Here is a 24,992-nt window from a genome sequence, read left to right on the forward strand (position 1 = left end):
CGTCGATAGCGTGACTCGGCGACGCGTCGGCGGCAAGGTCCCACACGTGGCCACGCGCGGTGCCGCGGGCGGCTGCGATGACCTTCTCCACCCGCGCCACATCGCGGGCCAGGGCGGCGATAGTGCGGCAGATCGTGGCGTCCGAGGCCACCAGCCCGTACACCCCCGGCTCGGCCCGCAACAGGGCTGCGTCACGGCAGGCGTCCCCACCCAACGCCAACGAGACCGCGACATCCAGCAGCACTTTCGCGGGATCGTGCCTGGCCAGCGGCTTACGCCACGGCCGCAACGCCTCACTCAATACCGCGTCCAGGCCCGCGACCCGCACCGTGCGCGTCAGCAGCGCACCGCCCGCCTGCGCCACCGCCGGCACATGAGCGGCGTCGACTCGGACATGCGGGTACAGCCCGCTACGCTTACTCACCTGAGAAGTGCCCTTCAGATCCTGCGGTTATCGACTTCAGCAATCGACATCCTTGCAGGTCAAGGGCACTTCTCGCGTTCAGGGGTCACTCACCCGATGAAATCTCCGGGCTAACCCCGGCTACCCGAAGGCCTCCGTCGGAACGATCCCGTATCGACTTGGAATGCTTAATTCCCTCCGTAAGGAGGCCCCCCTTGGTCCCTCACCGGCCACGGCGTGGAAGGAGTACGGAATCCAGCCGTGGCGGTCGGAGACGTTCCAGTTCTCGATTGATCCCGAGCTGGTGGCCAAGGTCACCGACGTCGTCGGGCTCTACGTGGGGCCACCGCAGAACGCGGTCGTGCTCTGCGTGGATGAGAAGTCCCAGATCCAAGCGCTGGACCGGACCGCGCCGATGCTGCCGATGCAGCCCGGCCTGCCCGAGCGTCGCACACACGACTACCGCCAGCACGGGACGACGACCCTGTTCGCGGCACCGGAGATCGCCACGGGGCAGGTCACCGCGGCCTGCAAACCCCGGCATCGCCACCAGGAGTTCCTGGCCTTCCTCAAGCAGGTCGCCAAGGCCTACCCCGACCGCGAGTTGCACCTGGCCATGGATAACTACGCCGCGCACAAGAAGTCCGAGGTCCGTGACTGGCTGGGCGCCAATCCCCGCGTCCACGTCCACTTCACGCCGACCTCGGGATCCTGGCGCAACCTCGTCGAGGTCTGGTTCGGCATCATCGAACGCCAAGCCATCCACCGCGGTACCTTCCGATCCGTGGCCGACCTCAACGCCAAGATCCGTGCCTTCATCACCGGCTGGAACGACCGCAAGCACCCCTTCGTGTGGACCATGACCGCCGACCACATCCTCAAGAAAGCCAACCGTCCATCAACTTCAAACACGGCCCACTAGAAATCTTCGAGGGTCAGGGCACTGATGCGATCATAGGCGTCAACTCCCTCTATTCCATTGTAAGTAGATCCGTAGAACTGGCGTGAGAAAACAGCACCGCTTCCTGCATACGAAGGCCCCGAGTGATAGTCCGGGAGAAAGTAATGCGACGGATAGACTGTCAACGGGTAGCCATACTCGTGCCATACCGAGGTTGTGACCATCGGACCAGTTGTCTTCCAAGCCCTATCGTGAACAACTGACGGCGCGTCTTGGATGGCCATAATTATGGCCGCAATGTACGAGGAGCCTGCTTTCGCTCCCATTACACCGTTGGCGAGAAGTCCTGGTAGATGTAATTCATTACTCCAGCAGGTGAAATCTTCGGGCTCCAGAAGCCAGTCCTCGAGTGGCCGAACACACATTGAGTCGGCATCCAACGCGACCCCGCCGTGAGAATACAGGATCTCGTAGCGCATGAGGTCAGCCACGCCACACAACTCACGACGACTCATCTCTCGCATATGACTTGCATTCACCCACGGCTGCGCGGCCAGCTCTGAGTTTCCCCACACCCGAACTTCATACTCGGGATTTTGGATGCGCCAGGAATCTATGCAACCGTTTGGGCGCTTGGAATCGTCGCCGACCCAAACAAAATGCAGAATCTTGGGAACGGTCATGGCCTATTTCTCCGTCCGAGTAAAGGTCACTTTGAGCTATTCAGATCTTCTGGCCCAACGATGAGCGCTGGCTGCAGCAGAATCTCACTATCGGACACACTCGTCGAGTGCTCCATAAGCACGTGATAGAGGTACCCATGCGCAGCAATCGCAGAAACGGTGGCGGGAACAGGAGATGTCCCAGCAGAACCCAGGAGCGAGAAGGTCCAACCATCATTCTCGAGACCATTGAGCAAGCTCACAAAGGGCTTCCAGTCGGACTTCATGCGCGGCGCGATGCACTCAAAAACAACGCGGGCCACGCGGTTAGCCCTCAGAAGACCCAGCATACCCCGAAAGACTCGGAGCTCTGCACCTTCAACATCAATTTTGACGAGGGATATGTCGTCTACTCCTTCGATAATGTCATCCAATACAAAACAATCAACTTGCTCGACATGGGACGTATCATCGCCAACCCCCATGGTCATGGTCCCGTCGTCGACGGTCATGGCGGACGAGAGCCCACCCCAGCGAGGGTCTGATTTGATACGAATTTCGCCGTTAGCGTCCCCCAGCGCCATTCGGTGTGTGGATACGCGCTGGCCAAGCCAGTTAGATTCGACATTATCGCGTAGGAACATATAGTTCTCTAGAACTGGCTCGAACGCCAGGACCTGCCCCTCGGATCCGACAAGATGCCCCAGCAATGTCGTGAAGACCCCTATGTTGGCGCCAATGTCGATGACCGTATCCCCCGGCTTGACGGCCGTCATCAGGTAGCTCGCCAACTCATTCTCAAAGGAGCCCGACAAGGCAAGATGGGGGACGATACTCATCTCTCTCGACGGACAGTAGAGATGGAAGCCCCAAACCGTTTGAACCAACAGACGCCCGTCACCTACATAGACGGCCTTAGCGTCGGACACGTACCCTCCCGGATGCTAGCCGTGCTTACCCACGCGGACCATGGACCATCGCCACGGAGTGCAACATACCGAGCGCGGCCCTGCGATTTCCCCTATCGGCGGACCTGGGAGTTTTCTGAGATGCCAACGAGATCCGCTGCCTCCGGGCGGCCCATCTAGGCCCGTCGGCGCCGGTCTGCAACAGGGTCGATTCAGGCGACACGCCGATGACGCGAGTCGTGACGACACCTGACAGGACTCTGACCCCTTGATCCCGGCAGCGTTATCAGGCCGTTATCAAGTTTCAGGTCGAGGCGCGACTCGGACGGCCGTATAGATCGTCAGCTCGCCGCGCGCCGGACGCGCACCGCCGGGCGCTGCGGGGGGGACCTGTGGCTCCGTGCATCAAGGACGACACGACGAGAGAAGGATCTCTGATGAGCACCCATACGCCCCGCACCCTGGCCACGCTGGTCGCGTTCGGCCTGGCCGGCGCCGGACTCGCCGCCCCGGCCCTGGCCGCCACCACTCCGGCTCCCAAGAACATCGCGGTCAAGGCCACGCAGTACCCGCGCCTCATCGACAACCCGGGCGCCGCCGACGACGTGGTCCGCTTCACGAACGTCCCCGGCGCCGCGTGGAAGCTCGGAGCTGCCCCGGTCACGTTTGCCTCGGGTCGCACGACGGCCGACGTCAACGTCACCGCCGCCTCGACTGCCACGCTCGCGGCCGTCACCGGTGACGAGACCACGTGGGCGGTCCCCGTCGGGATGCCGACCGCATGGAACTACCCGGCCCCGAGCGCCGACCTCGCGCCGGCCGTGGACGTCTCCACGATCACCGCCGTCTTCAACGACCTGCCCGGCGCCACGAAGGACACCGTGACCCTCACCAACGTCAAGGGTGTCGCCTGGACCGTCACGTCGGGCACGACCGTGACGACGCACGACTCGACGACTCTGGCCGGCAAGGCCTCCGTCGCGGTCCCGGTCACGAGCACCTCCACGGTGGCGGCGCGCCTCATGCCCGGTTACACCGGCAGCGCAGCGTTGCCCACGTTCTCCAATTCCGTCACCGCGACCCCCGAGGTCGCGCTCAGTGCCACCTACCTCGACTCGCTGGTCCAGGTCGGCGAGAACCCCAGCGACAAGATCAAGGGCTACGGGCCCGGCGCGGCCAAGGAGTCCGTCAAGGTCACCGGCATCCCCGGCGTGAAGTGGAAGGTCGGCAGCCTCGCGCCCAAGGCAGTCACCGGCGTCGGTTACCTGCCCGTCGACGACGACGACATCGTCTCCGGCATGATGACGGTGACGGCCGTGGCGGCCAAGGGGTACACGGTTCCGGCCGGCTGGTCGAAGGTGCTCGACTTCACGGACGGCGCCACCATCCCCACGATCGTCGTGCAGGACGCCGACGTGAAGACCACGGACCGGGGCGGAATCTCCGCCGACACGATCACGCTCGCCGCGCAGCAGGGCATGGCCTGGTGGGTCGGTCAGGCCGACGCGAAGGGCAGGATCGTCTACGCCGCCCAGAAGCCGGGTAAGAACGGCGCGGTCGTCTACAAGGTGAAGCACGCGGCCAAGGCGACGACCGACGCGACGGTGTACCTCAAGCCGGTCCCGAACCGCGGATACGTGCTCGACACCACGAAGCTGATCACCCCGAGCCACGCCTTCACCCGCGAAGCGACCATCGTCGCCGCCGACAACAACAGCGTCTCGGCCGAGAGCGTCACCTTCAAGCCGTACCTCGGCGTGACGGCGTGGGACGTCAAGTACACGCAGACCGTGGGCACCAGGACGACGACGAAGACGCTGTCGGTCAAGCCCGGCGAGATCGAGGCCCTGGGTGCGACGAGCGCGACCATCGTGTTCCCGTCCACCCCGAAGGTCACCCCGAAGCTGGCCAAGGACTACCGCCTCGCCAACTGATCCACGGCTGATCGCACACGACGGCGCCGCCGACCTGCAGGGGGTCGGCGGCGCCGTCGTGCTCGGCCTTCTGCGATCAGCGCCCCAGCACGTCCTTCGCGATCCGCGCGAGCGTCACCTGCCCGATGGCCCGGAACGGATGCAGGGGGTCGGGGGCGACGGACCCGGTCGGCCCGCCGAGCTCGGTGTGGGCGAGGGCGCTCATCACCGTGTAGGCGTCGCCGGCGGAGAAGCCGCGCTCGTCGGTGAGGACGGCGAAGAGGTCCTCGTAGGCGCGGTCGATGGAGGTCTGGACCGGGTCGCCGAGGCCGACGCACACGATCTCGTCGCCGGTGTCGACGCGCGGCGCCCGCAGGTTCTTGCCCTTGAGCAGGTCGACGCTCACGGTGGCGCGGCCGGCGATCTCGATGGCGACGAACGACGACTCGCCGCGGCTCATCACGGCGTGGATGTCGCCGATCGCGAGCAGCGCGCCGGGCACCTGCACCGGGAGGTAGACGGTCGAGCCGGGGCGGGCGTCGGTGAGGTCCATGTTGCCGCCGGTGGGGTACGACGGCATGACCGTCGACATGTCCTGTTCGGCGGCGGCGACGCCGATGCACCCGACCATCGGGCGGGCCGGGCACGAGATCGAGTCCGTGAGCCGCACGACGCCGTCCGACACCGGGATGCGCCGCACGTAGAATTCCTCCCCCATCGGGTCGGCGAGCGCCCCGGCCCCGGGGATGTAGAGCGACCAGCCCTGCTCCGCGAGCTCGATGTCGTGGATCGTCACCGCGAGCGCGTCGCCCGACTCGGCGCCCTCGACGAACACCGGGCCGGTGATCGGGTTGAGGGTCGCGGTCACCTTGGACAGGTCGCGGAACTCCTCCATCTGGGCGTACGCGGCGTCGTCGGTCTCGAACGCGATCCGCTCCCCCGTGCCGGGCGCGACGCGCAGGACCGGCTCGGCGTCGGGCGACCAGCCGGGGCCGGACTGCTCCTTGGTGAGGACGTGCGTGGTCATCGGATCTCCTGGGTGGCGCTGTCGGCGCGGTGTTCGGGCAGGATGCCGATCCCGCGGCGCTGGTAATAGAGCATGACGAGGACGCCGATCGCGAGCCACACGAGCCCGCCGATCTTCGCGGCCGGATCGGCGTTGACGAGGACGAAGCCGATGATGAGGAAGCCGATGATAGGCCCGATCCAGTGCAGGACGACGTTCCGCGACCGGCGGCGGACGCCGAAGTACACGATGACCGAGACGTGCAGCAGCATGAAGCTCGTCAGGGCCCCGAAATTGACGAGGCTCGAGATGAGGCCGATCTGCCCGACGAAGAACAGCCCGAGCACGAGGGTCAGGCCCGCGACGAGAAGAATGGCCCGCTCGGGCACGCGGTTCCGCACGTTCACGTGGGAGAGGAAGCGCGGCAACTGGCCGTCGCGGCTCATCGAGAACAATAGCCGCGAGGTCGCGCTCTGGGCCGCGACGGCGTTCGCGATGCCGACGGCGAGCGCGTTCATCGCGAGGAAGGCCAGCTGCCAGCCGTGCGACGACACCGACTCGACGATGCCGAAGAACGCGTTGCCGGTCTCCTCCTCCGGGAACGAGGCCGTGTCGGGGACGAGCATCCCCGCGAGCCAGGTCTGCGTCACGAAGAAGAAGGCGACGACGAAGAGGCCCGTGATCATCGCGAAGCCCGCCGAGCGGTGGCCGCCCTTGCTCTCCTCGGCCAGCGTGGCGATGCCGTCGAACCCGAGGAAGGAGAGGACGGCGATCGACAGGGCCGTCGCGACGAGGGGCGCGCTGAACTGCTCGGGGTTGAACAGGGGCGCCGTCGTGAACCGGGCCCCGTTGAGGCCCTTCGAGATCGCCGTCACCGCCATGACGGCGAAGATGACGATGAAGAGCACCTCGGCCGTGAGGAACAATCGGTTGACGACGGCCGTGAACGAGATGCCGATGTAGTTGATCGCCGTGTTGATGACGAGGAAGACGACGATCCAGGCCCACTTGGGCACGGCCGGGAAGATCCCCGACATCGACTCGGCGGCGAACACGTAGAGCAGCGTCGGGACGAGCAGGTAGTCGAGCAGGATCGTCCACCCGGCGATGAAGCCCAGGCGCGGGTCGATGCCCCGCCCGACGTAGGAATAGACCGAGCCGGCGATGGGAAAGGCGCGCGACATTTGCGCGTAGGACAGCGCCGTGAACGTCATCGCGACGAGCCCCACGAGGTAGACGAACGGCACCATGCCGGCGGCCTCGTTGTAGACGGTGCCGTAGATCGCCCACGGCGCGATGGGCACCATGAAAACGAGGCCGTAGACGAGGAGGTCCACGGTGGACAGTCCTCGGGAAAGCTCCTGCTTGTGCCCGAATTGTTCGAGGTCGCCCGCGGAACGGTGGTCATCGGTCATGTAGGTCCTTCGAGAATCAGTCGTGGGAGCGGAGGAAGTCGCCGACGACGCTCAGGAACGCCTCGGGCTCCTCCACGTGCGGCATGTGGCTGGAGTCGCCGAACACGTGGGAGCGGACGTCGGGGATGCGCTCGACGAACGGGGCCCACGTCTCCGGCCGCGCCTCGTCGTGGGCGCCGGCGACGACGAGCGTGGGCACGTCGATCCCGCCCAGGCGGTCGACGACGCTCCAGGAGCGCAGCGAGCCGACGACGTGGAACTCGCTGGGCCCGTTCATCGTGTGGTAGACGGTCGGGTCCTCGGCCAGCTGCGCGAACGAGTCGGCCACCTCGGGCGGGTTCGGCACGACCCGGCACACGTGCCGGTCGTAGAACACCTGCATGGCCCGCTCGTACTCGGGCGAGTCGGTCGTCCCCGCCTCCTCGTGCTCGAGCAGCGTCTCCTGCACCTCCCGCGGCAGCCGGTCGCGCAGCTCGTTCGCGGCACGCAGCCACAGCTCCATCGACGCCGGCGAGTCGCAGACCGTCATCGAGCGGACGCCGCGAGGGTCGGCGAGCACGACCTCCGGCGCGAGCATGCCGCCCCACGACTGGCCGAGCAGATGGAAGCGGTCGGCGATGCCGAGCGCCTCGACGACCGCGCGCAACTCGGCGACGAACAGCTCAGGTGTCCAGAAGTCCGCCGGTGCCTCGGGCAGGTGCGTGCTGCCCCCGCAGCCGAGCTGGTCGTAGTGGACGACGGCCCGCCCCTGCCGGGCCAGGTTGGCCATCATCAGCGCGTAGTTGTGGCCGACGCCGGGGCCGCCGTGGAGCACGACGAGCGGGGCGGGGCCGCCGGCCTGGAGGTCGCCGGTGATCCGGTACCAGGTCTGCCCGCCGCGGAAGGGCACGGCGCCCTCCGTCGTCGCGGGCGGGAAACGCGCATCGATCGTCGTGGCCAACGTCATCACCTCGGGAGCTCGGGACGGTGTGCGCGAGTAGTGAACCACCCCAAAGGTCAGGTGACAATACCTTTGCCCGTGGCGTCACCGGCGGCGGCCGCTGGCCTACCGTGGGCGTCCACGACGAACGAGGAGGTCGGGCGATGGCGGTGGACGCGGCAGACGCGGCGCCGGACCCGCGCGCGCTCGGCCGCCGCACCCGCACCCAGCAGCTCGCCGACCGGCTCGTCGCGGCCATCGCCGTCGGCGCCTTCTCACCCGGTGAACGCCTCCCCCCGGAGCGCGAGCTCGCCCGCTTGCAGGACGTCAGCCGCGTCACCGTGCGCGACGCGCTGAAGCAGGTGGCCGAGCTGGGATTGGTCGAGGCACGGCGCGGCCGCGACGGCGGCACCTTCGTCACGGCCACGGACCCGCAGGCCGCCGGGGCCGAGGGCACGCGACGGGTCCTCGAGGACGAACTCGCCCGGCTGGCCGACCTCTTCGACTACCGGTGCCTCGTCGAGGGGACGGTGGCCCGGACCGCGGCGATCCGTGGGACGGAGTCGGAGCGGGCCGCGCTGCGCGACCTGCTCGCGCAGTTCCGCGCCACGAGCGAGCCGGCCCGCGCCCGCGAGCTCGACCGCCTCCTGCACGGACAGGTCACGGCGATGACCCACAACGACCACCTCGCCGCGCTGTGCGTGCAGCTCACGACGGAGGCGACCCTGGGGTTCGCCTCCGAGCCGTACCCGGCGGACTCCCTGGCGCGGGCCGCCCACGAGCACGCCGAGCTCGCCGACGCCGTCGCGGCGGGCCGGGCGGAGGAGGCGGCGCGCCTCGCCACGGCGCACTTCTCGCTGACCCGGGAGCTCCTGGAGGCGGGGCTCGACCGGGCCCGACGACGGGCGTGAGGCGCGGCGCGCGGTAGCTACATCACCCGCATCGCGACGGGCTTCTCCTCCTTGACGGCGCGGAGGGCGGCGGCGACGTCGGAGCCGAGGCCGCCGAACCGGTCGAAGCCCTCGGCGACGTCGTCGAGGTGGGGTCCGCCGGCGCCGATCAGGGCGCGGGCGAGGCCGTCGGGGCCGCGGGATCCCCACAGCTTGAGCAGCATCCGGCCGTGCCGCTCCACGAGGCGGTGGCGGGCGACGAGCTGCAGGCAGCAGTCGAGGGCCTCGTCGACGCGCCCGAGGCGGGTGGCCATGACCATCGTCTCGGTGAGGATCTCGGGGGTCGCGATGATCCGGCCGTCGGCGCTGCTCACCTCGGAGAGCCGGCGCAGGATGCGCAGCGCGTCGCGCGCCTGCCCCTGGGCGGCGGCGACCTGCGCGGTGAGCCAGTCGGAGTAGCCTTCGTCGGCGCCGTCGGCGCGCAGCTGGCCGATGAGGTTCGAGGCGCCCTCGTAGTAGCCGTGCTCGATGAGCAGCGTCGCGAGGTCCTGCCGGGCGCGCCAGCGGTAGGAGTCCGAGGCGGGGGTGTGCCGCGCCCGGTTGAGGTCGTCCAGGGCGCCGTTGTCGTCGCCGAGCGCCCGCCGCACGCGCGAGCGCTCGACGAGCGCCCCCACGAGGTCGTTGCCGCCGATGCCCTCGGCCTCGAGCCGCGCGAGCGCCGCGCAGGCCCGGGCGTGCCGCCGCTCGAGCCGCTCCCGCTCGACGCCGGGCACGTGCTCGTCGACGAGCGCCCACACCGAGAGCACGTCGGCACCGGGCGTGAGGGCCACGAGCTTGCGGTCGCCCTCCACGGGCACGAGGTGCTCGTCGACGGCGCCGACGAAGTGCGCCCGGTCGGGGCGGTAGAGGCGCGGCTGGCGCTGCGGCTCGACGCCGTACCCGCGCCCGCGGCTCACCTCGACCGACAGCGCGTCGGGCTCGACGACCATGTCCGCGCGCACGGCGACGAGCCGGGCGATCTTGTCGGGGTCGCAGCGGAGCCGCTCGTTCGGGTCGAGCGCGAGGACCCAGGGGGCGTCCGTCATGCAGGCGGCCCGGTTGCGGGCCACCGCGAGGCCGCCGTCGATGTCGCCGACCTCGACCTTGGCGCCGGCGTTGCGCGCGTACGCGAGCGTGAGCTCGGGCGCGCCGACGCCGTAGATGCAGATCTCCGACAGCAGCCCACCGAGCTGCCGCAGCGACTGCAGGCACCCGTGGAGATCCCGGGCGTCGTCGGTGACGACGAGAGCGGCGGCGATCTGCGGCGTGGTCATGCCCACCTATCGACGCCCCCCGGCGTGTCCTGAGGCGCGAATCACCTTGAATCTGCTAGCCGCTCAGCGCGGGCGCGGCCCGCTGCCGCGCGGCGTCGCCCGAGCCGGTCCCCGGCCCCCGCGGGAGCGCCAGGCGCGTCAGCCCGGGAGGCGGGCGGAGCGGCCGAGGGACTCGTCGAGGCGCAGGCGGTCGGCGCGGGTCCACCACTCCTGCGCGCCGGCCTCGTCGCCGAGCACGAGGCGCAGCGTCGCGAGGTTCTGCGCGGCGAGGAAGCTGCCGCGCCCGGTGAGCGTGCCGGGCAGGTCGGGGCGGTCGCCGATCTCGAGGCAGCGCAGCCAGCTCGTCTCCGCGAGCGGCGCGAGCTGCGGGGCCTGCTCGGGCTGCGCGAGCATGATCTCGAAGAAGAGGTCGCCGATGGCGAACGAGAAGTCGGGCGAGCCGGTCCAGTGCGGCATCTCGGCGTCCATGAGCGCGATCGCCTCGGCGAACCGGCCCGCCTGGCGCAGGGTGTCGAGGGTGTCGACGACGAGCGCGTGCCGCGTGGCCTCGCCGGCGTCGGTCACCTCGAGCGCGGCGGCGAGCACCTCGCACGCCTCGGCGAGGCGGCCCTGGCTGCGCAGGATGTCGCCGAGCTGCGCGAGCAGGTGCGGGTCGTCCGGCTGCACGCTCAGGGCCTGCAGGAGCAGCATCTCGCCCGAGCTGCGGTCGTGGCGCCAGCGCGCGGCGTCGGCGTCGTCGGAGGCGATGACGACCCCCGTGCGCCACACGTCGAGCCCGTCGATGACGACGTGCTCGCGGTGTCCGCCCGCGAAGCGGACGCCCCGGGGCAGGATGCGGGGCGCCATCGACACCGGCGCGAGGCCGCGCGACGCGGCCCCCGGCACGACGTCGACGAGCCCGACCCGGTCGGGGGCGAGCCCGCGCAGCTCCTCGAGCCCGGCGCCGCCGCCGTCGAGCCACTCCCCCGCCTCGAGCACGACGGCCCACTCGGCGTCGGTGCGCTGCAGCGCGTGGTTGCGCAGGGCGGCCCGGTCGGCGCCCCAGACGGCGGTCTCGACCCGCGCGCCGCAGCGGCGGGCCCGCTCGGGGGTGTCGTCGACGGAGCCCAGGTCGACGACGACGAGCTCGTCGACGTACGGCTTGACGCTGAGCAGCGCCCGTTCCACCCCCCGGGCGTCGTCCCGGCAGATCATGACGACGGCGACGCGACCCACCCGGAACCTCCTGAAAGAGATGACAGACCTTCCCTGCGCCAGTCGGCCGACACGCGAATCACCTGAGCGTTCGGGCGAACTCGGACGAGCCGGCCCCCGCCGTCACCCCGCCGATCCCCCGGCGCCCGCGACGACACCGGAGCCGTACGCGACCGTCACACGGGCGAAACACCCCCGCCCTACGTTGAACGTGACACGCGGGAGACGTCCGCGCCGGGAGGCCCCTCCCGACGCGCCGACCGGAGGAGGGGGGTGGGCCCGTGTACGACGCGGTCGACCCGTTCATCGGCACCGGCGCCACCGACCTGCCGCCCCCGCAGGGCCTGGCCGCCACCTGGTGGTGGCCCAAGCCGCAGGTCGGCAACACCCACCCGGGCGCGACGTCCCCGCTCGGCATGGTGTCCTCGTGCGCCTACTCGGGCGGCTACCCGACCGGCTACGGCTGCTACGACTTCAATACCGAGGGCGTGCCGCGCACCATCCACGACCGGCCGCTCGCGTCGGGGTTCACCCACTTCCAGCAGTCGGGGACGGGCGCGATCCGCAAGTACTACAACTACTTCCGCGTCACTCCGATGCTCGAGCCGCTCGACGCCCTCGGCGACTCCTGGGACCTGAACGACGAACGCGCGCAGCCCGGCTACTACGCGGCCACGCTGGGCGGGCCCGGCTCCCGCATCGGGTGCGAGAGCACCGTCGGGCCCAAGTCGGCGGTGCACCGGTTCACCTTCCCCGAGCACGAGGCCGCCCGGATCGTCGTCGACGCGTCCATCGGCGGCCTCGTCATCCCGCGCAGCCGGACGGTGCCGCTGCGGGCCCACCTCGAGCTCCTCGGGCCCGGGGTCGCGCAGGGCGAGATCGTCGTCGAGGGCGTGCCGCTGGCCGTGCACCTCGAGGTCGACGCGCCCGGGTGGCGCCAACTCCTCTGGTATGACCGGCGGCTCATGCCCGGCGGGACGCGCCTCGACTTCGACTACATCCGCCCGACGACGCTGCGCCCGTTCGGGCTCATGTGGATGGGTCCGGCCCCGGCGGGCAGCGAGGTCGAGGTGCGCCTCGGGTTCTCGCTGCGCGGCGTCGAGCGCGCCCGGGCCAACCTCCACGCCGACCTGGCCGCGGCCGGCGCCACGAGGGGCAGCACGCTCGAGGGCACGTTCGACGCCGTGCGCGGCGCCACCGCCCGGCGCTGGGGCGACCTGCTCGACCGGATCACCATCACGACCGACGACGACGAGCAGCGCACCGTCTTCGCCACCGCGCTCTACCACTCCCTCATCAAGCCGTGCTTCGCCCCCGACGAGAGCCCCGCGTGGGCGACCGACGGCCCGTACGCCTTCGACCTGTGCACGATGTGGGACGTCTACCGCACCCAGCTCCCCCTGCTGACGATGCTGCTGCCGGGCCGGGCGGTCGAGCTCGCGAACGCCCTGCTCGCGATCTGCGAGCGGGAGGGCAACCTGCCCGTCGGCTACCGGATGGCCACGGGCGCCGACCGGTTCTCGCGCCAGGGCAGCGCCCTCGCGCACCCCCTCTTCGCCGACCTCGCCGCCCGCGACGAGCCCGGCCTCGACTGGGACTGGGCCCTCGTCAACCTCGAGATGGACCTGCGCCGCACGTACGGCGAGGACTACCTCGTCTACGGCATCGCCCACCCGGTCAGCCACACCCTCGACCTCGCGTTCGCCTACCACTGCACGGCCGCCGTGGCGGCCAAGGTGGACGACGCGGCGCTCGCCGAGCAGATGGAGGCCCTCTCGGGCGGGTGGCGCGCCGCCGTCGACCCCGAGAACGGGCTGCTCGTCGACTCGACGTACTACGAGGGCGGGAAGTGGAACTACAGCTTCCGCGTCATGCACGACATGGCCGCCCGCATCGAGCTGGCCGGCGGCGAGGCGGCGTACACCGCCCTGCTCGACCGGTTCTTCGGGTACGGCGCCGAGCCCGTCACCCAGCCGGGCGTGGCCCCCGGCGCCGACGAGCTCGCCGCGGGGTACGCGCTCGGGCGGTTCGAGGGACTCAACAACGAGCCCGACTTCGAGGCGCCCTGGGGCTACTACTACGTCGGCCGACCGGACCGCACCGCCGAGATCGTGCAGGCCGCGGTGCGCAACCAATTCGGCCTCGGCCGGGGCGGGCTGCCGGGCAACGACGACTCCGGCGGACTGTCCGCCTGGTACGTGTGGGCGACGATCGGGCTGTTCCCCGCCGCGGGGCAGGACCTCGTGTTCCTCGGGGCGCCCCTGGTGCAGCAGGCCCGCATCGCCCGCCCCGAGGGCGAGCTGCTCGTCACCGCGAGCGGCCTGCGCCCACCCCGGCGCGGGGGCCCGGTCGACTACGTCGCCGCCGTCGAGGTCGACGGCCGACCCCACGAGAACAGCTGGCTCACCGGCCCGGAACTGCGCGCCGCCCGCCACGTGCACGTCACGCTCGCCCCCGAGCCGACGTCGTGGGGCACCGGCGTGCGCCCGCCGTCACTGTCCCGGCCCGGCCCGGGCGCCGCACCCCTCCCGCCCGATCCGGGCGATCCTCTTGCTCGGCCCGATCCGACCGATGCGACCGATCGGTCGGACCCGCACGGCCCGACCGTGGCCACGTCCACGGCCGCGCTCCCGCCCCCCGCATCCGCCCCTGCCTCCGGAGGTGTCGTATGACCACGCAGCCCCAGCCGGCCCACCGCCGCCTCGTCATCGTCGTCCGCGCCGACCCGGTCATCTGCGGACACTCGGGCGAGGCACGGTGCCTCGCCGAGGTCGCCCTCACCCGCGGCTTCGATGACGTCCGGATCCTCACATGGCCGCTCGACCGGCTCGAGGCGGCGGGTCTGCCGCTCAAACCGCTGGACCAGATCACGCCGTACAGCCCGGGCATCACCGTGGAGCGCCCCGACCCGGTCGGCGACTACCGCGTGCCCGACGGGCGCTGGACCGCCGGCCTGACCGGTCGGTTGGTCGAGCTGTTCTGCGAGGACGTGCCCACCGTGGCCATGTCGCTGTACCTCTCGCCGCACACCGTCGTCATCGACGAGGCCGTGCGGGTGGCGCGCGAGATGGGCCACGACCGCGTTACCACCGTCGCGGAGGCCGTGGGCTCCGACGTGACGAACATCGTCCGCACCTGCGTCGAGCAGGGCCGTTTCGGCGCGGCGTTCCAGCTGTTGTCCACCTACCTGCGCGCCGACCACTGCGTCGCGGTGTCGCAGTACACGAAGGACCTCATCGTCGCCGAGGCGGACAAGCTCGACGCGCTGCACGGGACCCGCTTCGGCGAGCGGTGCCGGGCGCGCATCGGGATCTCCTACCCCGCCGTCGAGTCGTCGGCCTACCTCGGCCTGGCGACGGGCGAGGTCGACGCCGCCCTGGCCCGCCGGGGGCTGACCCGCGGCGGCTACGTGTTGTTCCTGTCCCGCATCGCCTCGGCGAAGGGCCTCGACGACCTCGTCGAGGCGTACGCCGGCAGCCGCGCCGCGCAGCGGGTGCAGCTCGTCGTCGCCGGCCGCGGGCCGCAGGAGGCCGACGTGCGGCGCTGGGTGCGGGAGGCCGGCCTGACCGACCGGGTGCACCTGCTCACCGACGTCGACGACGCCGAGAAGCCCGCGCTCATGGCCGGCAGCGCCGCCTACGTGCTGCCGACCCGCGCCCAGCCGGAGTTCGTCGAGACGTTCGGCATCGCCCTCGCCGAGTCGATGCTCGCCGGTGGCGGCCCCGTCATCACGTGCGCCACCGGCGGCGTGCCGGAGGCCGTCGGCGACACGGCGATCATCGTGCCGCCGAGCGACCCCGCCGCCCTGCGCGCCGCCCTCGACGACGTCGTGTGCGACTGGACCCCCGAGCAGGTCGGCCAGGCCAAGCTGCGCGCCCGCTCGTTCGCGCTCCAGTTCGACCGTGAAGCCGTCTTCGACCGCCTCTTCGCCCGCCTCGAGCCCGCGTTCGTGCAGGTGGCCTGAGCGCGGCTCGCACGAGAGCTGGTTCATTCGACCCGGTCGACGACCGGGCGGGGCGAGTCGACGACCGGGCGGGGCCGAGCTGCGTGACGGACTCTGCTCGGCCGCCACGGCGAGATCGCCGATGACGAGGCCGGCTGCCGCGTGCTCATCGGGATTGTCTCGCCCACTCGACCGCCTGGGCGACCTCCTCTTCGGTGAGAGGGGCGCTGACCTGCGGAGTTCCCGTCGGGCGGGCCCGGGTACCGCTTGAGAGGGCCGGAAAGGCGGGCCGTCCGGGACGCCGGTCAGCCGGCGCCGAGGGCGTGCGTCCGCTCGCCGGTCGGGGTGTCCCACGCCCGGCCGGGGCGGGGCGAGGTGGGCGCCGGCAACGCGGCGGCGGGTGCGGGCGCCCACGCGGCGGGGCGGGCGCCGGTCGCGACGGGGATCGAGCCGGTGGTCGCGGGCGCGGAGGGTGCGGCCGGCGCGGACGACGGGCCCGACGAGCGCGCCGGAGCGCCGGTCGCCGCCGCACCCCCCGGGCCGTCGGCGGCCGACGCCGCGGAGGCCGCGGAGGCCGCGACGGTCCGCACGGGTCCGGTCGGCGCGGTCGACGACGCGAGCGGGCGGAGCAGCTCGAGCACGAGGGCCTGCGCGCGCTGGGCCTGCGCCATCACCGCCGCGCTGCTCTCGCCGGCGATCCGCGCGCGGAGCAGGCGGGCGGTCTCGGCGGGCACGTCGGCGTCGGTGATGCGGGCCCGGGCGCCGTCCACGGCCTGGGCGCTCGCGCCGAGCGAGTCGATCATCGCCTCGAGCCGCTCGAGGGAGGCGCCGTGCTCGGCGCGCTCGGTGAGCAGGTAGGCGAGGGCGCGGTCGACGATGTCGAGGGCGTTCACGGCCTGGTGCTGCGTGGCGATCGACAGCGGTCCGAGATCGAGGGCGGCACGGGCGAAGCGCGCCTCGGCGGCGGCTCGTTCGTCGAGGGTGCCGTCGAGGCCGAGTGCGTCGGCGGTCGCGGCGCCGAGCGTGACCGTGAACGTGTCGCCCGTGTCGGCCCCCACCTGGAGGGTCCACTGGGTGCGCGTGCCGTCGAGCAGCGCCGCGCCGTTGTACCGGGTGCCGTGCGCGACGGCGTCGATCTCGTCGAGGGTGCGGTCCACGACGCCCTGGAGCACGGCGCGCTGGGCGTCGTTGTACGTGCCGTTGGCCGACTGCACCGCGAGGACCCGGATGCGGTGCAGCATGTCGCCGGTGCGCGACAGCGCCCCCTCCGCCACCGCGAGGAAGGTGACGCCCTCCTGCGCGTTGCGGCTCGCCTGGAACAGCCCCTCGAACTGGGCCCGCATCCGCTCGGCGATCGCGAGGCCGGCGGCGTCGTCCACCGCGGACATGACCCGGGTGCCCCTGGCGAGGCGGCGGGTGGCGACGGTCGCGTCGGACGCGGCGGTCTCCCAGGCGCGCGCGGCGGACCGCGCCAGCGCGTCGACATCGACGGGAATCCTCACGACGACCACCTCCCTGCGGTCCGCGACACCGTCCGATGGTGTCGACCGCCCTCCTCATCGACCGCGCGCGACCCGACATGAACGGTCGACCTCGACCCGTGATCGAGGACCCGGCGTCGAGGTTCAGGTGCGGTACACGTCACGCCCATGCGCAACGGCAGCACGAGCACCTCGACGGCGGATTCGCGGATGCGGTAGACCACGCCGTATCGGCCCCGCCGCGGGCCGTCCACCGGCCGTCCAGCGGCGCCCTCAGCTCCGTGCCGACCCGGGGCGGGTTCTCGGCCAGGGGCCCACGCGGCAATGCGGGACAGGCCGCGGCGACTCCCGCAGCTTCGCCCACGGGCCGGATACGACGAGGCCCCGCCCTCGCGGTGGCGAGGCGGGGCCTGTGAGCCGGCTCGTGCGGATGATGCCCGCGCCGGGTCGACGTCGTGCGGAGGTCGTCTTCTCCAAGTGAACCCAAGGGTTCGTCGCGTCCCTGCGTGCGTGTGACCGCTCCCGTGTGTCGTGCCGCCGGGCGGTTGCCGCCGTCCGACACCCTTCCCTTCGGACGTTCGCCCTGACGACCAAGCGTCTTGACGATTTCTTTAACTTCTCCGTCCGGCGGGGTACCCGGACGGGGCCGCACGCACGTCGTCGCCCGTCGCCCCGAAGGGGCGGGCGGCGACGTCGGCCAGGCGGGTCAGACGGCCTGGTAGGTCTCGTGGGCGGGGTTCATGCCCTCCGGCAACGTCAACCGATCCCGATACGACGACCGCGCCGCGATCTGCGCGTAATACGCCGCCTTCCGACGCGCCACCGCCCCACCAGACGCCGCCTCCACCAACTCCGGCGCCAACTGCGCATTCATCCCATCCCGCAACAACTTCAACGCCTCAGCCCGCATCTGCGAAATCCGCGACTCCGTCACCCCGAGCTCCTCCGCCAACTCCCGCATCGGCCGATCCTCGAAAAAACACCCCCGCACCACCGCAGCCAACCGCTCCGGCAACGCCTCCACCGCATCCCGCAAATACGCCGCCCGCTCCCGCGCCACCAACACCGCCTCCGGCGTCGCCGACGACGACGGCAACACCGCATCCGCCCCCACACTGTCCGTGATCACATCCAACCGCAACACCACCGACGAATGCAGATCCGCATCCACCCGCTCCAACTCAGCCACCGACACACCCATCTCGGCCGCCACCTCAACATCCGACGGACGCCGACCCAACGACGCCGCCAACGCATCATGCACCCCATCACGACGACGCACCTTCGACCGCAACGACCGCGTCGCCCAATCCGCCGACCGCAACTCATCCAACAACGCACCACGAATCCGACGCACCGCATACCGACCGAACGGCACACCCAAACTCACATCAAAACTCCGCGCCGCCATCGCCAACGCAGCCATCCCCGCCGACACCAGATCATCCGTGAACACATGACCCGGCAACCTCGACGAGATCGCCCGCACCTCAAAATGCACCAACGGCACATGCGCCCGACACAGCTCGTCGAGCTCTCGATCGCCCATGGGAGCGGCAACCCCCGTCACGCTTTCAGAAACAGTCACAAGTAGAAAGCTAGGAACTCTCCCATCAGAGTCCCAGGTTGCGTCCACATTTCGAGAAATCGCAGGTCAAATAGGGTAAGCGAGCGCTCAGTGAGCCCCCAAGACCCTAGGTTAGATGCATCGCTCGACTGTTTCTGTTCGTCTTGCGCAACAGCGAAACGCCTGGTGAGGACGGCAATTGGAGACATCCTGTCGATATTTGGACGAACGTATTGGACATTCGATGACGACACGCACCGGAATGCGTCACGGACGCTCGACCTCGGTGAGTTCCGCATCCCTTTCCTTGGCATTCAAGGTTTTTCGCCCGCCCTGGTCGATCCCGGCGGCGGCACCGCGGGCCGTCCTCGCCTCATCGGCACCCGTCGGCGGTCGATGGGAGAAGAGGCCGCACCGTAGGAGGACGCCTGTGTTCGTGTTCGGAGTGTTCGTCGACAGCCCCGAGGTCTTCGAGCGCCACTGCCTGCCCGGCATCGCCGCGCACGGCGGCGCCGACGCCACCCTCATCACCTCCGGCGACCTGCCCGTCGCCGCGACCTACAACCAGATGCTCGACGCCGCAGGCGACCTCGGCGACGTCGAGGCGGTCGTCATCCTCCGCCAGGACGTCACGCTCGCCGACCCGGGCTTCCGCGAAAAGGTGCGGGCCGCCTTCGCCTCCGACGACACCCTCTCCGTCCTCCTGCCGGCGGACACCCGCGGCGGCGCCGACCCGCTCGCCGCGGCGGACGGCGCGTGTCTCGTCCTGCACCCGCGGCTCCTGACCCGGGTGCGTTTCGACGAAGCGCTCACCGGCACCCACGGCCACGCCCTCGACCTGTGCCGCCGCGTCCGCGACGCGGGCGAGCGGGTGAGCGTCGCCTCGATCGCCGTCGCCCCGCACGCCGACGCGGCCACCGCCTCCGCCCGCAGCGCCGCCGTGGTCTCGCAGGGGCAGCACGCCCGGCGGGTCGGCCGCGAGGTGCTCACCCGCGTGCTCGCCCGCCACGACGACCCGGCGGGGCGGCCCACGGGGCCCGCGGCCGGTGCGGCCCGACGCGCCTCGGAGGCCTTCATCGCCTTCGACCACCCTGAGCTCATCGCCCACCTGCCCTCCGACGCCCACCGGGTCCTCGACCTCGGATGCGGCGCGGGGACGCTCGGGGCCGCCATCGCCTCCGGCACCGGCGCCCACGTCGTGGGCGTCACCGACCAGCCCGCGCAGGCGGACCTCGCGCGCACGCGCCTCGCCGACGTCGCCCTCGCCCACCTCGACGAGACGACGACCCTGCCGTTCGACCGCGGATCGTTCGACGTCGTCGTCGCCGCGGGGCTCCTGGAGCGCCTCGCCGACCCCGCCCACGCGCTCGAGCTGGCCGCCGCCTACCTGCGTCCCGGCGGCCGCATCGTCGCGACCGTGCCGAACGTCAAGCACTGGTCCGTCGTCCTGCCCCTGCTCGTCCAGGACCGGTGGGAGTACACCGACACCGGTCTCCTCGCCCGCTCGAGCCTGCGGTTCTTCACGATGGTCGAGGCCGCCGCGATGTTCCGCGCCGCCGGGTTCGGCGGGTTCGAGGTGTGCGCCGCGAACCAGATCCCCCTCGGGGACCCCGCCCAACTCGAGCCGCTGCGCGCCTGCCTGCAGGCCTACGGCGTCGACGGCGAGGAGGCCGGCACGCTGCTCGACTCCTACGAGTACCTCGTCGTCGCCGCCCTGCCGGACTGACCTAGCCGGTGGAGGCTCGGCCTCCCACGCGGTCCGCGGGGTCCACGGGGTCCGCGGGGTCCGCGCACGAGTGTGGCGCGCAGCGGCCGGAGGGCCGCCCGACGGGCTCGAGGCGAGGACGTACAGGACCGCCGCCGCGTTCGTGTGGTCGACGAGGCCGGGTCTACACGATCGTTTTCACGACAGCTGCACTGCCAATGGCGGAGGCTGTTACGACGTCGCAGGTCAGGGGTCGGCGCCGCGGCCGCCTCCCCATTGGCAGTGCAGTTGTCGTGAAAACCCCGCCTGCTCCGGCCGGCCGTCACCGTCGCAGGGCCGAAGGACGGGGGTCGGCGGCGTCCGGGGACGTCCACCCCACGGACGGGCCGGCCCCCGCCGCGGACCTGGACCTGGACGCCGCGGACGCCCATCCGCGGACGGGCCGGCCCGGGGCGGACCCGGCCCCGGACGCCCGAGGACCTCCGCCCCACGGACGTTCCGGCCTTCTCGTCGCACCTGGCCCCGGACGCGGCGGACGCCCCCCGCGGACGGGCAGGCCCGCGGCGGACCCGGCCCCAGCCGCACAAGAACCTCCACCCCACGGACGTTCCGGCCCCCGCCGCGGACCTGGACCTGGACGCCCGAGGGTGGTCGCCCCGCGCACGGGCCGGCCCCGCTGCGGGCCTGGACCTGGAGGCCCGAGAACCTCCACCCCACGGACGTTCCGGCCCCCGCCGCGGACCTGGACCCGGACGCCCGAGGGTGGTCGCCCCGCGCACGGGTCGGCCTACGCTGCCTGCATGGACCTGCGCCTCGCCGCACCCGCCGAGCTCGACGCCGTGGGCGAGCTGACCCTCGCCGCGTATGCGGCCGACGGAGTGATCGGCCCCGACCACCCCTACGCGGCGACGCTGCGCGACGCGGCCACGCGGGCGGCGGCCGCGGAGCTGTGGGTGGCCCTCGACGGCGCCGACCTGCTCGGCACGGTGACGTGGTGTCCCCCCGGGTCGCCGCTGCAGGAGGTGGCGCGGCCCGGCGAGGGCGAGTTCCGGATGCTCGCGGTCGACGAGGCCGCGCGCGGGCGCGGCGTCGGGCAGGCCCTCGTCGAGCTCTGTCTCGACCGGGCCTGCGACGCCGGCCTCGACACCCTCGTGCTGTCCACCGGCGACTGGATGCACGCCGCCCACCGCCTGTACGAGCGCCTCGGCTTCCGCCGGCTCGCCGACCGGGACTGGTCGCCGCGCACCGGGATCTGCCTGCTGTCCTACCGCCGCGACGGGCTCTCGAACCGGCCGCCCGGCCCGCGCTGACCCGGCCGACGCCGTCGGCCCCGACGACGCGCGCGCGGGCGGGCGGGGCGGCGCTCGTGCCAGGGTGGGGGGATGCGGCAGCGAAGGCGCAGGATCGCGATCGTCGGGGCAGGACCGTCGGGGCTCTTCACGGCCCAGGCCCTCGCCGCCCAAGACCGGGTGCCCGTGCGCATCGACCTCCTCGAACGGCTGCCGACGCCGTACGGCCTCCTGCGCTACGGGGTCGCGCCCGACCACGAGAACATCAAGGCCGTCGCCACGGCCCTGGCCCGCACGTTCGACCACGACGACGTGCGCTTCTGGGGGCTGATCGAGTTCGGCCGCGACACGACCCGGGCCGAGCTGCTCGACGCCTACGACGCCGTCGTCTACGCGGTGGGCGCGGCCGAGGACGTCCACATGGGCGTGCCCGGCGAGGACCTTCAGGGCAGCCGCAGCGCCCGCGAGTTCGTCGCCTGGTACGGCGGGCACCCCGACGCCCGACCCCAACACCTGCGCGGGGTGAGGGGCGCCGCCACGGTCGGTGTGGGCAACGTGGCCGTCGACGTCGCGCGCATCCTCCTCAAGGAGCCGCACATGCTCGCGGACACCGACATGCCCGCCGCCGTCCTCGACGAGCTCCGGCGTCACACCGTCCGGGACGTGTGGGTGGTCGGCCGACGCGGGCCCCAGCACGCGAGCTACACGACGCGGGAGCTGCGGGAGCTCCTCGACACCCCCGGCGTCGCCGTGCACGTGTCGCCCGGTGCGTTCGACGGCATCGACGACGCCGACCTCGACCGCCGCACCCGCGGGAACGTCGAGGCGCTGCGGGCGGCCGCCGCCCGCGCCAGACCGGACGCCGCGCGGCGTCTGCACTTCGCGTTCTGGCGGCGCCCGGTCGAGATGGACGGCCTCGACGGCCGGCTCCGGGCCATGGTCCTCGAGCGCACCCGGATCGGCGGCGACGGCGCGCTCGAGGGCACCGGGGACCTCGAGGCCGTGCCCGTGCAGCTCGTGCTGCGCGCCATCGGGTACCGCGGCAGCCCGCTGCCCGACGTCCCGTTCGAGCCGAACCGCGCGATCGTGCCCAACGACGAAGGCCGGGTGCTCGGTACCGACGGCCGACCCCTGCGCGGGGAGTATTGCGTCGGGTGGGTCAAGCGGGGGCCGATCGGCGTCATCGGCACGAACAAGTCCGACGCCGCGCAGACCGTCGGGCACCTGCTCGACGACCTCGCTGCGACCCCCGACGCTCCCGCCCCGACCCTCGACCTCCGCGAGGCCATGCGCCGCCGCGGGTTCTCCCCGTCGACCTTCGCCGACTGGCGCGACATCGACGCGGCGGAGACGGCGCTGGGCCGGGCCCAGGGCCGCCCGCGGACGAAGATCGCCACCTGGACCGAGCTGCTCGGATACGTGGACGCCGACAGGGCCGGAGCGCACGCGGACGGGGCGACTCTGGGCGACGGGGACGCCGGCGAAGCGGCCGCGGGGGCTGACGCGGCCGGGACGAACCTGGACGGGACGGACACGAAGACCCACACGGCAGGGGTGAACCCGCCCGGGACAGACATAAAGACCGATCCGTCCCGGCCCAACCTGCCCGGGACAGACGCAGAAGCCGACGCGGCCCGGAAGGCGTCACCCGGGACAGACACGAGGACCGACGCGGCCGGGCCGAGCTCGGGCGGGACGGACACGACGACCCACGCAGCCACGGCGAACCCGGGCGCGACAGACACGACGACCCACGCAGCCACGGCGAACCCGGGCGCGACAGACACGAGGACCCACGCGGCCGGGACGAACCCGGGCAGGACCGACTCGGGGACGGACGCGGGCAGGACCAGCTCGGGGACCGACGCGGGCGAGGCGGCGGAGGGGCGATGAGCCCCGGGCGGTGGGCGGGGCCGAGCCACCGCCCACCCGAACGCCCATTCGCGCACCCGCGGGGGCGCTCGCGCCGCCGGGCCTGGGCGTCGGTCCTCGTCCTCGCCTGGTGCGTCGCCGCCGCGTGCACGAGCGCGCCGGCCGGCCCGGCCGAGACCACCTCCCGGGGCCCGTCCGTCCTACCGCCGAGCGCGCAGATCCCGGCGACCGAGGTCACCCCCGACTGGCGCGAAGTGGCGCTGCGCGACGGCGTCCTACCCGTCACGGCGGTCGTCGCCGGCACCTCCCTGCTCGTCGGCGGCTACGCCCCGGACGCCGCGGTCCGCCCGCGGCTGCTCCTCGTGGAGGAGGGGTCCGTGACGCGTGACGTCCCGGCGCGGCCCGGCGCCGGGTCGCCCTACGCGCCGCTCGCCCGATGGACATCGCTCGCGACCGACGGGCGGCGGGTCGTCGCCGTCGGCGGCGCTCCCGGCGGCGCGCACGCCAACACCCGCTGGACGACGTGGGAGGGCGACCTTGCCGAGATCCGCGAACGCCCACAGAGCTTCTACGCGTTCGGCGGGTGGGGTGCGGGTGGCCTCGTCGGGGCCGCGATCACGCCGGCGGGGCCGGTACTCGCCGGGTCCTGGGAGGGCGCGGCGGGGCTCGACGCGGCGCTGTGGACCCTCGACTCCCGCCGGCGCTGGGTCCGGCGCGACTCCGCCGCGACCCCGCTGGCGAGCACCGCGACGGAGCTGGCCGGAGTGAGCGGCGTGACGGCGGCCGGGGACGGCGTCCTCGTGGCCGGCAGCGTCACCCACCTGAGGCCGGGGTCGGTACAGCGGGCACCGGCGGTGTGGCGCACGCGGTCCGGCGCGGACGGGGCCGCCCGGGTCGACCTCCCCGAGGGCGGCTCGGTCGGCGAGGCCACCGGCGCCGACTGCGACCCGTCGGGATGCGTCGTCTTGGGGCGGGTCGACGACCGCGGGGCGTGGTGGTGGGCGCCGGGCTCGGGGCCCGCCCTGCGGCTGGCGGCGCCGGACGCGCCCGCGCCGACCGGCGCACCGGCGCCGGCGCCGGCACTGAGGGGCGACCGCCTCGCCGTGGCGGCCGGGGACCGGGTCTTCCTGCGGACGGGTGGGCGTTGGGCGAGCCTCGCGACGCCGGCCGCGCCCGTGCGTGAGGTCCACCTGCGGGCCGGCGGAATCGACGTCATCGCCGGCGACGCCGCGTCGCCCGGCCTGTGGACGACGACGCTCCCCTGAGCCTCCCGACAGGGGCGGGGCGGAACTGCGGGGGGCGCGGGTCCTCCGCGTCGGCGATCGCCGCAACTGCTTCCTCCGGGGCCCTGCCGAGCGAGCCGGTCCGATGATCGCCACCAGTCGACGCCCCGCACCGCGACGCCTCCGGGCACGGCCACGCCGACGCCGGGTGACGCCGGGACGGCGCTGAGCGGCGGCCCGACGGGCACGGGGACGGCAAGAGCCCCCGCTGGAGTGTTGGGGGGCACACCATCGGGGGCTCTTGGACGACACCGGCAGGGGGAGCCGGCGTCACGGGTGTCGAGGTTGGGGGGCCTCGCACCCGGGCTCATGTGGTTCCGGTCGTCCT

At 72.1% G+C, this 24,992-nt stretch carries 18 protein-coding genes and 1 pseudogene; 9 read left to right on the forward strand and 10 right to left on the reverse strand.

Annotated elements, in window-relative coordinates:
• A partial coding sequence (locus ICW24_RS08775; RefSeq protein ID WP_226345350.1) for a transposase occupies positions 1-424 on the reverse strand: 424 nt, incomplete at its 3' end.
• A 208-nt stretch (positions 425-632) separates the two neighbouring features.
• On the opposite strand from ICW24_RS08775, the pseudogene ICW24_RS08780 reads away from it, so the two are divergent.
• Positions 633-1,325, forward strand: a pseudogene (locus tag ICW24_RS08780) (IS630 family transposase); the annotation flags it as partial.
• Here the strand turns inward: ICW24_RS08780 and ICW24_RS08785 are convergent.
• On the reverse strand, positions 1,322-1,987 hold the full coding sequence (locus tag ICW24_RS08785) for a glycosyltransferase family 32 protein (protein WP_226345351.1): 666 nt from the start codon (positions 1,985-1,987) through the stop codon (positions 1,322-1,324). The pseudogene ICW24_RS08780 and the gene ICW24_RS08785 overlap by 4 nt on opposite strands.
• A 26-nt stretch (positions 1,988-2,013) precedes the next feature.
• The gene (locus ICW24_RS08790) at positions 2,014-2,895 is read right to left on the reverse strand and encodes an FkbM family methyltransferase (protein WP_226345352.1); all 882 of its coding nucleotides are present in this window, start codon (positions 2,893-2,895) and stop codon (positions 2,014-2,016) included.
• 416 nt (positions 2,896-3,311) lie between these two features.
• Between ICW24_RS08790 and ICW24_RS08795 the strand changes: the two genes are divergently transcribed.
• A complete protein-coding gene (locus ICW24_RS08795) occupies positions 3,312-4,808 on the forward strand; it encodes a hypothetical protein (protein ID WP_226345353.1) in 1,497 nt (498 codons plus the stop codon).
• Positions 4,809-4,884: 76 nt separating this feature from the next.
• Here the strand turns inward: ICW24_RS08795 and ICW24_RS08800 are convergent, their stop codons facing one another.
• Genes ICW24_RS08800 through ICW24_RS08810 form a run of 3 tightly spaced genes read right to left on the reverse strand, consistent with a single transcriptional unit; the run spans position 4,885 to position 8,148 of the window.
• Positions 4,885-5,814: an acetamidase/formamidase family protein gene (locus tag ICW24_RS08800; protein WP_226345354.1), complete on the reverse strand. Its 930-nt coding sequence runs from the start codon at positions 5,812-5,814 to the stop codon at positions 4,885-4,887.
• A complete protein-coding gene (locus tag ICW24_RS08805) occupies positions 5,811-7,208 on the reverse strand; it encodes an APC family permease (RefSeq protein ID WP_226345355.1) in 1,398 nt (465 codons plus the stop codon). Before ICW24_RS08805 ends, ICW24_RS08800 begins: the two co-directional genes overlap by 4 nt.
• A gap of 16 nt (positions 7,209-7,224) precedes the next feature.
• The gene (locus ICW24_RS08810) at positions 7,225-8,148 is read right to left on the reverse strand and encodes a proline iminopeptidase-family hydrolase (protein ID WP_226345356.1); all 924 of its coding nucleotides are present in this window, start codon (positions 8,146-8,148) and stop codon (positions 7,225-7,227) included.
• 143 nt (positions 8,149-8,291) lie between these two features.
• Here ICW24_RS08810 and ICW24_RS08815 point away from each other — a divergent pair, with 143 nt between their 5' ends.
• Positions 8,292-9,038, forward strand: coding sequence for a FadR/GntR family transcriptional regulator (locus ICW24_RS08815; RefSeq protein ID WP_226345357.1), 747 nt, complete (start codon positions 8,292-8,294; stop codon positions 9,036-9,038).
• Between the two features lie 17 nt (positions 9,039-9,055).
• On the opposite strand, the gene ICW24_RS08820 is transcribed toward ICW24_RS08815, so the two are convergent.
• Positions 9,056-10,330: a glycosyltransferase family protein gene (locus tag ICW24_RS08820; RefSeq protein WP_226345358.1), complete on the reverse strand. Its 1,275-nt coding sequence runs from the start codon at positions 10,328-10,330 to the stop codon at positions 9,056-9,058.
• Positions 10,331-10,468: 138 nt separating this feature from the next.
• The gene (locus tag ICW24_RS08825) at positions 10,469-11,545 is read right to left on the reverse strand and encodes a hypothetical protein (protein ID WP_226345359.1); all 1,077 of its coding nucleotides are present in this window, start codon (positions 11,543-11,545) and stop codon (positions 10,469-10,471) included.
• Positions 11,546-11,805: 260 nt separating this feature from the next.
• Between ICW24_RS08825 and ICW24_RS08830 the strand changes: the two genes are divergently transcribed.
• Together ICW24_RS08830 and ICW24_RS08835 are read left to right on the forward strand one after the other, a co-directional pair.
• Positions 11,806-14,196, forward strand: a complete 2,391-nt coding sequence (locus ICW24_RS08830) for a glycoside hydrolase domain-containing protein (protein ID WP_226345360.1) — start codon at positions 11,806-11,808, stop codon at positions 14,194-14,196.
• Entirely contained in the window at positions 14,193-15,488 is a 1,296-nt protein-coding gene (locus ICW24_RS08835; RefSeq protein WP_226345361.1) for a glycosyltransferase, read from the forward strand. Before ICW24_RS08830 ends, ICW24_RS08835 begins: the two co-directional genes overlap by 4 nt.
• A gap of 284 nt (positions 15,489-15,772) precedes the next feature.
• Here ICW24_RS08835 and ICW24_RS08840 read toward each other — a convergent pair whose 3' ends face one another.
• Positions 15,773-16,969, reverse strand: coding sequence for a flagellin N-terminal helical domain-containing protein (locus ICW24_RS08840; RefSeq protein ID WP_226345362.1), 1,197 nt, complete (start codon positions 16,967-16,969; stop codon positions 15,773-15,775).
• 685 nt (positions 16,970-17,654) lie between these two features.
• Positions 17,655-18,536, reverse strand: coding sequence for a sigma-70 family RNA polymerase sigma factor (locus tag ICW24_RS08845; protein WP_226345363.1), 882 nt, complete (start codon positions 18,534-18,536; stop codon positions 17,655-17,657).
• Positions 18,537-18,945: 409 nt separating this feature from the next.
• Between ICW24_RS08845 and ICW24_RS08850 the strand changes: the two genes are divergently transcribed.
• The 4 genes from ICW24_RS08850 (at position 18,946) to ICW24_RS08865 (ending at position 24,646) form a co-directional block, all read left to right on the forward strand.
• On the forward strand, positions 18,946-20,241 hold the full coding sequence (locus tag ICW24_RS08850) for a class I SAM-dependent methyltransferase (protein WP_226345364.1): 1,296 nt from the start codon (positions 18,946-18,948) through the stop codon (positions 20,239-20,241).
• 779 nt (positions 20,242-21,020) lie between these two features.
• The gene (locus ICW24_RS08855) at positions 21,021-21,530 is read left to right on the forward strand and encodes a GNAT family N-acetyltransferase (protein ID WP_226345365.1); all 510 of its coding nucleotides are present in this window, start codon (positions 21,021-21,023) and stop codon (positions 21,528-21,530) included.
• 72 nt (positions 21,531-21,602) lie between these two features.
• Positions 21,603-23,402 (forward strand): NAD(P)-binding protein, encoded by a 1,800-nt coding sequence (locus tag ICW24_RS08860; RefSeq protein WP_226345366.1) that lies wholly within the window; start codon positions 21,603-21,605, stop codon positions 23,400-23,402.
• Positions 23,399-24,646 (forward strand): hypothetical protein, encoded by a 1,248-nt coding sequence (locus ICW24_RS08865; RefSeq protein ID WP_226345367.1) that lies wholly within the window; start codon positions 23,399-23,401, stop codon positions 24,644-24,646. Before ICW24_RS08860 ends, ICW24_RS08865 begins: the two co-directional genes overlap by 4 nt.
• Positions 24,647-24,992: the final 346 nt, after the last annotated feature.

Origin of the sequence: Agilicoccus flavus, assembly GCF_014857905.1 — a bacterium.
In the GTDB taxonomy this organism is placed as follows: domain Bacteria; phylum Actinomycetota; class Actinomycetes; order Actinomycetales; family Dermatophilaceae; genus Agilicoccus; species Agilicoccus flavus.